This window comes from Pseudodesulfovibrio pelocollis (assembly GCF_030282845.1).
Lineage (GTDB): Bacteria > Desulfobacterota > Desulfovibrionia > Desulfovibrionales > Desulfovibrionaceae > Pseudodesulfovibrio > Pseudodesulfovibrio pelocollis.
In genome coordinates, this window is record NZ_JASTWE010000027.1 from 40921 (window position 1) to 50494 (window position 9574).

6 protein-coding genes are annotated in these 9574 nt (G+C 64.5%); 3 read left to right on the forward strand and 3 right to left on the reverse strand.

The genetic code is table 11. The features are described from left to right. Positions 1–102: 102 nt before the first annotated feature. Together nifA and QQS14_RS10580 are read right to left on the reverse strand one after the other, a co-directional pair. Positions 103–1674, reverse strand: a complete 1572-nt coding sequence (gene nifA / locus QQS14_RS10575) for a nif-specific transcriptional activator NifA (protein WP_285906962.1) — start codon at positions 1672–1674, stop codon at positions 103–105. A 159-nt stretch (positions 1675–1833) separates the two neighbouring features. After that, positions 1834–3009 (reverse strand): SGNH/GDSL hydrolase family protein, encoded by a 1176-nt coding sequence (locus QQS14_RS10580; protein ID WP_285906963.1) that lies wholly within the window; start codon positions 3007–3009, stop codon positions 1834–1836. Between the two features lie 214 nt (positions 3010–3223). Between QQS14_RS10580 and QQS14_RS10585 the strand changes: the two genes are divergently transcribed. The 3 genes from QQS14_RS10585 (at position 3224) to pstA (ending at position 6795) form a co-directional block, all read left to right on the forward strand. Then, positions 3224–4264: a PstS family phosphate ABC transporter substrate-binding protein gene (locus tag QQS14_RS10585; RefSeq protein WP_285906964.1), complete on the forward strand. Its 1041-nt coding sequence runs from the start codon at positions 3224–3226 to the stop codon at positions 4262–4264. 134 nt (positions 4265–4398) lie between these two features. Next, a complete protein-coding gene (gene pstC / locus QQS14_RS10590; RefSeq protein WP_285906965.1) occupies positions 4399–5625 on the forward strand; it encodes a phosphate ABC transporter permease subunit PstC in 1227 nt (408 codons plus the stop codon). A 9-nt stretch (positions 5626–5634) separates the two neighbouring features. Then, positions 5635–6795, forward strand: coding sequence for a phosphate ABC transporter permease PstA (gene pstA, locus QQS14_RS10595; RefSeq protein WP_285906966.1), 1161 nt, complete (start codon positions 5635–5637; stop codon positions 6793–6795). 253 nt (positions 6796–7048) lie between these two features. On the opposite strand, the gene QQS14_RS10600 is transcribed toward pstA, so the two are convergent. Then, positions 7049–9457, reverse strand: a complete 2409-nt coding sequence (locus QQS14_RS10600) for a methyl-accepting chemotaxis protein (RefSeq protein ID WP_285906967.1) — start codon at positions 9455–9457, stop codon at positions 7049–7051. Positions 9458–9574: the final 117 nt, after the last annotated feature.

Here is a 9574-nt window from a genome sequence, read left to right on the forward strand (position 1 = left end):
CCCCGCTGGTCACGGATCAGCGGGGCGCATCTCTTGGGATGGGGAGGTGTGTGGCGGGAGATTCGTCCCCTTCCCGGCTCGGATTGCTGGGCGGCGCGGATGTCAGCGGATGCGCCGCAGTCTGGCGTGACCCTCGGCGATCATGCTCTCCAGGCCGTATCTCTTGACCCGGTAGCCCATCTGCCGGGCCGAGAGGCCCAGCGCCTCGGCCGCCTTGTACTGGACCCAGCCGCTGCGCTCCAGCGCGGCCATGACCTCGTTGCGCTCGACCTCCTTGAGGGAGGTACAGTGCCCGGGCTCGCCATTGGCGTGGAGCACCTCATGGATCACGGTCGTCTGGCCCGGCGCGAGGTAGGACTTGAGAAATTCCAGGCTGACGCGCTCGCTGTCGGACATGATCACCAGCCGCTCGATGAGGTTCTGCATCTCGCGCACATTGCCCGGCCAGTCGTAGCGGATCAGGGCGTCGAGCGCCGTGGGGGTGAAGTGGATGTGGCGGCCGTAGTTCTCGGCCACCTCGCTCAGGAAATGGTTGAGCAGGCCGGTGATGTCCTCCTTTCGCTCGCGCAGGGAGGGCACCCGGATGGGAAAGACGTTGAGCCGGTAGTAGAGATCGAGCCGGAACTGGCCGTGCTCCACCAGATCGCCCAGGTCGCGGTTGGTGGCGGCCAGGATGCGCACGTCGATGTGGCGTGTCCTGTTGGAGCCGAGGCGCTCCAACTCCTTGTCCTGGATGACCCGCAGCAGCTTGGCCTGGAGCGCCATGGGCAGTTCGCCGATCTCGTCGAGGAAGAGGGTGCCCTTGTCCGCTTCCTCAAAGCGGCCGGGCCGGGTGCCCGTGGCCCCGGTGAAGGCCCCCTTCTCGTGGCCGAACAGCTCGGATTCCAGGAGATTGGCCGGAATGGAGGCACAGTTGACCTTGATGAAGGGATGCCCCTGGCGGTCGGAAAGCTCGTGGATGATGCGGGCGATGAGGGTCTTGCCCACGCCGGATTCGCCAAGGAGCAGCACCGTGGCCCGGGTGGGCGAGACCTTTTCGATCTGCCGCTGCACCTCGACCATGGGCGTGCTCTGGCCCACGATGTACGGCCCCTTGGTGTTCTTGGATATCTGGTATTTGAGCGAGGTGTTCTCGCGCTTGATCACGGCCTCGCGCTCCATGATCTTCTCGTTGAGGCTGATGAACTGGGCGATGAGGGTGGCCACCACCTTGAGAAAGTCCACGTCCTCCTCAAAGGCTATCTCGTCCTCGAAGAGGCGGTCCACATTGAGCACGCCGATGGGCTCGCCGTGCAGGACGATGGGCACGCCGATGAAGGAGATCATGCCCCGGCGGATCTTGCGCGAGCCGGTCTTGTCGAGAAACAGCGGCTCCTTGTCGATGTCGGGCACGAAGTAGGGCTCGCCGGTCTGGAAGATGCGGCCGGTGACGCCCTCGTCGAGCCGGTAGACCCCGCGCTGTTTCTCCTCCCTTGTCAGGCCGTAGGAGGCGTTGATGGACAGGTGCCCGGTCTCGGGATCGTAGAGAGAGACCGTGGCCCGCTGCATGCTGAGCTGCTCGGAGAGGATGCCCAGCACGCCGTCCAGGGCGGATTCGAGATGAAGCGCCTTGTCGATGACCTGGCAGATGGCCAGCAGGGCCGAGAGTTTGAGTCCGTGGACAGTGGGAGCCATGCCCGCGCCAAGCAAGGTCGATGCCACAATTGGTGTGAGAATAAGATATGCAAAATAGATCGCTTACGCGTAGGCGGCCAAAGTCGTGAGACGACAAAAATGTCATATCGCCGCTTTCAGTGTACATATCTGCAAACTTGGGCCGACGAAATGGGGGGTTCATCCGCTTAGGGCATGGGCGCGCATGGCGGCGACGCGTTCGATGTAGGCCTGCTGGTAGAGGGGTCCGTTGGCGGTGAAGGCGTCGGCCGCCTCCAGGTGGGAGTCGCACCACAGGGCCAGGGCCGGGTTGCGCTGGATGCGGCCGTACGCCTTGATCATGTGCAGGGTCATGTGACAGACGGGCATGTGGCGGCGGGCCTGCACCAGCAGCTCGGTGCGGTCGCGGCCGAGGTCTGTGAAGAAGGCGCCCACGGCCTCGGCGCAGCGGTAGTTGGCCCCGGAGGTGAGCAGCTCGAGCATCCGTTCGTCGCCAAGGCGCGACACCCGCCAGTGGGCGCGCCACTCGGGCCGGATCACCTCATGCTCAAGGTAGTTCACCGTGCCGGTTTCCAGGAACCGGGTCAGGGTGTCGGCCAGCCGGTCGGGCATGGCCCCGATGTGCTCGATGTCGCGCCGGGCATGCAGGCCGGTGACGCGGCCGTCGGCCTCCTCCAGGGTGATCTTCAGAAACGGGCACTGGCCCTCGATGCGCTTGTCCGATTCGCTCCAGATGCCGCCGAAGACGCGGTCCATATCTATTATATGAACGTCGGGCAGGTTCAGGCTCCAGCCGTGCAGCGTCTCCCCGGCCCCGCGCGATAGCTCGGTCCAGCCCTTGAGGTAGGAGAAGGGCTCCGGGCCGAAGGCCGGGTGGGGCGTCAGGCGTGAGAGCACGACCATGGGCACGGCGGGAAAATCCGCGCGCAGGCGGGAGAGCATCTCGCCGAAGCGGCGCAGATAGGTGGCCGGATTGGGCTCGAACATGCGGCACTCGCGCCGGGCCCAGTCCATCAGCTCGGGCTTGTCCGTCAGGGCGCGCGGGTCCATGAAGAAGACGTACTTCTCCGCGTTGTGGACAAAGAGCGGCGTGTTCTCGTGAAAGAGGCTCAGGACCATGAGCGAGGGGGGTGGGTCGTCCGGCCCGATGGGCTCGAACTGGTTCGCAAGCTCGCGGCCGTGCAGGTAGTCCCCAAGGGCCATGTCGCGGTGGATGGCCGCCAGTGAGCCGGGGATGCCGCTGTGGCTGGGCAGGGTCATGGGCGAGGCGAGGACTCGGTAGGTGCAGCGGTGGCCGCGCCCGGCCATGGCCCGGCTGAGGAAATCGGCCTGGCAGTTGCCGAGGAAGTAGAGCATGTGCGTGTCCTTGCGGGTTGACGTTGCCCGCGCTATCGGCGGATTCGCTTCGGGGCATGAGGGCGGTGGGGACGATTGAGCCGTGGGCGCAAATGCGACATGTCACCAAAGCGTAACAGCCGTCCCATTGTGCTGTAACAGAGTGGGGCTAGTGTCACCTCAGCCAAACATGGAATTCCTGTTTTTTACAAACATCTTTTGAGGAGACCCCTACATGCGTAAATTTGTCAAGCTGCTCGTCGCTGTCGCCATTCTCACCTTTGGTGCCAGCATGGCCCACGCCCGCGATCAGATCAAGATCGTCGGCTCCAGCACCGTGTTCCCGTTCTCCAGCTATGTGGCCGAGGAGTTCGGCGCCACCACCCAGTTCAAGTCCCCGGTGGTCGAGTCCGTCGGTTCGGGCGGCGGGTTCAAGCTCTTCGTCCAGGGCGCGGGCATGGACACCCCGGACATCACCAACGCCTCGCGCCGCATGAAGACCTCCGAGTGGGATGCTGCCCAGGCCGCTGGCGTTACCGAGATCACCGAAGTGCTCATCGGCTACGACGGCATCGCCGTGGCCCAGAATGTTGCGAACCCCGACTTCTCCATCTCCCTCGCCGAATTGGCCCTGGCCACCATGGAGATGGTGCCCGTGGACGGCAAGCTGGTGAAGAACCCCTACACCACCTGGGACCAGATCAATCCGGCCCTGCCCAAGCGCAAGATCGTCTTCTACGGCCCGCCGACCTCTTCCGGCACCCGCGACGCCTTTGCCGAGATGGTCATCGGCCACTACGCCAAGGCCAACGGCGCGCTCTACGACGCCATCTCCCCCAAGGGCAAGGGCGAGAACTACAGTGCCGTGCGCCAGGACGGTGCCTATGTGCCCGCCGGTGAAAACGACAACCTCATTGTCCAGAGGCTGACCAAGGACATGGACGCCTTCGGCATCTTCGGCTACTCCTTCCTGGGCGAGAACACCGATCGCATCAAAGGAGCCAAGATCAACGGCGTGGACCCCGAGCCCAAGGCCATTGCCGACGGCTCCTACCCCATCTCCCGCTCCCTGTTCTTCTACATCAAGAAGGCCCATCTCGATAAGGTCCCTGGCATGAAGGAATACGTCGAGCTGTTCATGAGCGAAAAGATGATCGGCACCAACGGCCTGCTCAAGCGCATCGGTCTGGTGCCCCTGGCCGACGACCTTCGCGCCAAGGTCCAGAAGGACGTGCTGTCCTACAAGAACCTGACCCTGGAAGACCTGAAGAAGTAACGTCACCGTATCCGAAAGAGACCGGCCCGCTTCGGGCCGGTCTCTTTCGACGTTGATCGGTCCATCGCAACAAGACCCAAAAGATCGGCTGCCGGCGTGCGCTCCATGCCCCGGCGGCCGGAACAGAGGCGACAGTGGATACAGGAACCATTTTTCTCTACCTCGGATGCGGCCTGCTGCCCCTTGCGGTAGTGGCCTATTTTCTGGCCACCAAAAAAACCTTCTCGGCCCGGTTCGAGGGGGAAAAATTTCAATCCACCCCGGGCAGCTATGGCTGGTACGCGGTGGTCTGCACCCTTTCGCCCGCCCTGCTGGCCTCGGTGTTGGCCGCCGTGCTTCAGTTGGTGGGGCTGGTGGAGGTGCCGGGCTCGGCCCTGGTGGCCACGGCCCTGGTCCTGGCTGCGGGCGGGCTCTACCTCGGCGTGATGGCGGTCAAGCCGACCCTGCGTGCGCGGGCAAAGGTGGAACAGGTGGTGGTCAGGCTGCTCTTCGCGGCCTCCCTCGTCTCCATCCTGACCACCATCGGCATCGTCCTCTCGGTGATCTTCGAGGCCATGCGCTTCTTCCAGATTGTCAGCATCTGGGACTTCATCACCGGCACCAACTGGAGCCCGGACGGCGTTTCGGCGGGCGATTCGGACGTCAAGGGCATGTTCGGCTCCATCCCGCTCTTTGCGGGTACCTTCATGATCACGGCCATCGCCATGGTGGTGGCCATCCCCATCGGGCTGTTCGCGGCCATCTGCACGGCCGAGTATGCCTCGCCGACCTTTCGCAAGGTGGCCAAGCCCGCCCTGGAAATCCTGGCGGGCATCCCCACCGTGGTCTACGGCTTTTTCGCGGCCATCACGGTCAGTCCCCTGGTGGTCAGCGCGGCGGATTATTTCGGCCTACAGGCTGACTACACCAACGCCCTGGCTCCCGGGCTGGTCATGGGGGTGATGATCATCCCCTTTGTCTCGTCCCTGTCCGACGACGTCATCACCTCGGTGCCCAACTCCCTGCGCGAAGGCTCGCTGGCCATGGGCGCATACCAGTCCGAGACCATCAAGACCGTGGTCCTGCCCGCCGCATTGCCGGGCATCGTCTCCGCCTTTCTCCTGGCCGTGTCGCGGGCGGTGGGCGAGACCATGATCGTGGTCATGGCAGCCGGACTGCAGGCCAACCTGACCTGGAACCCGCTGGAGGGCATGACCACCGTCACCGTGCGCATCGTGGACGCCCTGACCGGCGACCAGGCCTTTGACAGCCCCGAGACCCTTGCGGCCTATGGCCTTGGGCTCATGCTTCTGGTGGTCACTTTGGTTCTCAACGTCGTTTCGCTGGTGGTCATCCGGCGGTTCAGACAGCAATACGAATAGGCGGGCGTCATGCAATACTCCATTGATCCGAAGATTCTCAAGCGCCGCGCTGGCCGCGACAAGCGCTTTCGCGTCTATGCCTACGGCGCCATCGGCATGGCCGCCGCGTTTCTCGTGTTCTTCTTCACCGACATTGTGTCCACTGCCCTGAGCGCCTTCAAGCAGGGTGAGCTGCTGGTGGAGGTCCATTACAAGGAAGAGGCCAGGAAGGTGGGCGACTACGCCCTGGAGGACGATCTCAGCTATCTGGTCAGCCGTGGCTTCACCCGGCTCATCCCGGCCCAGATGCGCGAGGACCGCTCCCTGCTCGGCACCACCGAGGAGAAATGGGTTCTGGCCGACGCCGAGGTGGACCAGTACCTCAAGGGCAAGCCCAACCGTCTCAAGAAGGACGAGCGAAGGCTGGTGGACACCCTGCGGGCCGAGGGCCGCGCCCGTCTCGCCTTCAATGTCGGCTTCTTCCTGAACGGCGATTCCAAGCTGCCGGAGATGGCGGGCATCTGGGCCGCAGCCGTGGGCTCCATGTACGTGTTGGGCATCACCTTTATATTCAGTTTCCCCATCGGCGTCATGACCGCGATATACCTTGAGGAATTCGCGCCGAACAACCGGATCATGCAGCTCATCGAGATCAACATCAACAACCTTGCGGCCATCCCGTCCATCCTTTTCGGCTTGCTGGGGCTCTCCATTTTCATCAACTTCTTCGGGGTGCCGCGATCATCGGCCCTGGCGGGCGGCCTGACCCTTTCGCTGATGACCCTGCCGGTGATCATCATCTCGACCCGTGCGGCCATGCGGGCCGTGCCCAGTTCCGTCCGCGAGGGTGCGCTGGCCCTTGGGGCCACCCGCTGGCAGATGGTGCTGACCACCATTTTGCCCCTGTCCCTGCCCGGCATTCTGACCGGGACCATCATCGGGCTGGCCCAGGCCATCGGCGAGACCGCGCCGCTGCTCATCGTGGGCATGATGGCCTACATTCCCGACGCCACCACCAGCGTCACCAGCGCGACCACGGTCATGCCCGCCCAGATCTACACCTGGTCGTCCGATTCCCTGCGCGCCTTCACCGAGCGCACTTCGGCGGGCATCATCGTGCTGCTGGCGGTCATGCTCTCCATGAACGCTGCGGCCATCTATCTGCGCAACAAGTACGAGATCAAATGGTAGGACGGGGTCCGTCCCGGCCGACGCTCCCAGACTCCCCTGACCATCCAGGCCACGCCATCAGGCCCCGTGCGGTATGCCGTGCGGGGCCTGTCGTTTGCTGGGCCTCGTTGCAGCGTGCCCGGTGGCCAGGGTGATTCGTACGGGCCGGACGCTGGCGGCATGGTGGCCAACAAGGCAGCCCCCCGGCGAACACCTCGGGGGCGGTCGCAAGGGGGCGGCAGTGTGCGGATGCGCGGAGTGCGGGTGACGAGGATCAGGCCTGCATTCTGTCGATGGCCCTGCCCAGGTTTTCGGAAAGGTTGTTCAGGGCGTCCAGTGCCTCGGCGGATTCGCGCATGGCCTCGGCGGTTTCCCCGGCGATGGCGTTGACGGTCTCGGTGGCCCGGTTGATCTGCTCGCTGGTGGCGGCCTGCTCCTCGGCGGCGGTGGCGATGTTCTGTACCTGGGCCACGGACTCCTCGACCTTCTCGACGATGGCCGTCAGCGAGGTGCCCGAGCGCTCCACCAGTTCACGGCAGGCTTCGAGGGCCTGGTTGGCCTTGTCTGTTCCCTTGATGCTGGTGTCGGCGCTTTTCTGGATGGAGGTGATGTACTGGCCCACCTCGTGGGTGGCGTTCATGGTCTTCTCGGCCAGCTTGCGCACCTCGTCGGCCACCACGGCGAAGCCGCGTCCGGCCTCGCCTGCCCGGGCCGCCTCGATGGCCGCGTTGAGCGCCAGCAGGTTGGTCTGGTCCGCGATGTCGGTGATCACGCCCATGATGGCTCCAATGCCCCTGGCGTGTCCGCCAAGCTCGTTCATCTGGTCGCGCAGCCCGACAGATTGCTCGTGCACGTCGCGGATCATGGCCACGGACCTTCCCACCACCTCTTCGCCAGAGCGGGCCAGCTCGCGGGTCTCCTCGGCCATGCGGGCCGTGGTCGAGGCGTTGGCCGCCACCTCGATGACGGTCTTGTTCATCTGCTCCATGGCCGCCGAGGCCTCGCCCGCGCGGTCACGCTGCATGCTCGCGCCCTGGCTGGCGGCTTCGATGCGCTCGGCAAGGGTGCGCGAGGCAATCGAGACGTTGCGGGCAATCTCGTCAGCCTCGCGGGCGGCCTGCTCGATGAGCGCGTTCTTGGCTTCCACGGCCTTTTTCTGGGTGCGCTCTTCGGTCAGGTCCACCCAGATGGTGATGGCCCCGATGAGTTCGTTGTCCAGGTCGTAGATGGGGGTTGCCACCACATGCAGGGTCACGGTGGTGCCGTCGTTGTCGCGGGTCAGGTCCACCTCCCATTCGGACTGGTGGCGTTTTTCCATGGCCACTTGGGTCAGGGTCTTGCGCGAGGGGTCGTGGTAGATGACTTCGTTGAGGGACATGCCCAGGTAGGCGTCGGGCGTCTTGCGCTTGCCCAGGATGACCACGGCGGCCTGGTTGAAATGGGTCAGGCGGTTGTCGAGGTCCACCACGGCGCAGGGAATGGTCACGCCCGCCAGCACGCCCCGGCTGAAGCCGAGCTTGTTCTTCATCTCCTGGACCATGTGCCGGAAGGCGGTCACGGTGCTGCCGATGGCGTCGTTTGCGCGGTAGTCGAAATCACAGTTGAAGTCGCCCTGGCGCACGGCGTCGGCCACGGAGGCCAGCCGGGTCATGGGCAGCATGAGCTGGCGGCTGGTGAACCAGATGATGCCCACGGCCAGCAGCAGGGGCACAGCCCCGCTGGCCAGGGCGCCCCGGATGATGCGTTCGTTGACGCCGTCGAGCATCTCGGCGGTGGTCACGCTGGTGACCAGATAGGCGTCCCACGGTTCGATGCGCACCACGCGGGAATGGACCGCGCCGCCGCCGGTCTCCAGGAGTCCGGTGTCCAGGGCGGGACCGTTGCCGTTCAGGGTGGCGGCAGCCACCTCCCGGGCCAGACCCTGATCAGCAGGCGTCACCGCAAAAGTTCCGGTGGGCGTGAAGACGTATGAGAATCCCTTGCCGCCCACGCTGACCTGGCTGATGTATCGGGCCAGTTCCTCGGGGATCACGGGCTGCACCACCTCCAGCGCGCCGATGGTCTGTCCGTCGAAATCGCGGATGGGTTCGTAGGCCGTGACATAGGTCCGCCCATCGATGGTGCTGATGCCCTTGTGCCGCTCGCCCGCGATCATGGCCTGCGCGGCCGCACTGTCGGCGGGTATGGTCAGCCCCTGAGCGGGTTGGCCGTCTGGGTCGGTCAGGGTGGTGCTGACCCGCACGAGCATGCCTTCGTGCAGTTGGAGCACCGACGAGGTCAGCCCGGCGGTCTCGGCCATGGAGTCCACGAGGTGGGTGGATTCGTGCAGGTAGTGGGCGCCGAGCTTGAAGGCGGGCAGGACCAGGGCGTGCCTTTGGCCGGTGTTCTGGTCGCGCACGGTCATGTCCACATCAAAAAGGGGCTGGAACATGGGCAGCCCGGCCACGCCCATGGCCGCCCTGAGGATGTTCAGGTCCGAGCCGATCTTCTTCCTGGCCAGATCGTCCTGAAGCATGACTGTCTCATGCAGGGTGTCCGAGACGCTTTCCAGGGCCGAGAGGCCGTTGTCGAGATAGGCCCGCCTGGACTGGACGAAGTTGACCACCGACAGGCAGGCGATGGTGATGATCACGATGAAAATCGAGGCGATGAAGAGCTTGCTGCGAAAACCGAGGCGAGTCATGGGGTGTCCCTGTTGCTGTATGAGGTTGAGGGCGCGGCGGCGATTCCTGCTTCATGCTCATAAGCCGGGGAGTGTGACCGTTGTCACAAAGGGATGTTACGATCAGGTAAAAAAGAT

Coding starts and splice junctions, on each gene's coding strand:
- nifA (WP_285906962.1), bottom strand. CDS start 1,674: ATGGCTCCCACTGTCCACGGACTCAAACTCTCGGCCCTGCTGGCCATC.
- pstA (WP_285906966.1), top strand. CDS start 5,635: ATGCAATACTCCATTGATCCGAAGATTCTCAAGCGCCGCGCTGGCCGC.
- QQS14_RS10600 (WP_285906967.1), bottom strand. CDS start 9,457: ATGACTCGCCTCGGTTTTCGCAGCAAGCTCTTCATCGCCTCGATTTTC.
- QQS14_RS10580 (WP_285906963.1), bottom strand. CDS start 3,009: ATGCTCTACTTCCTCGGCAACTGCCAGGCCGATTTCCTCAGCCGGGCC.
- QQS14_RS10585 (WP_285906964.1), top strand. CDS start 3,224: ATGCGTAAATTTGTCAAGCTGCTCGTCGCTGTCGCCATTCTCACCTTT.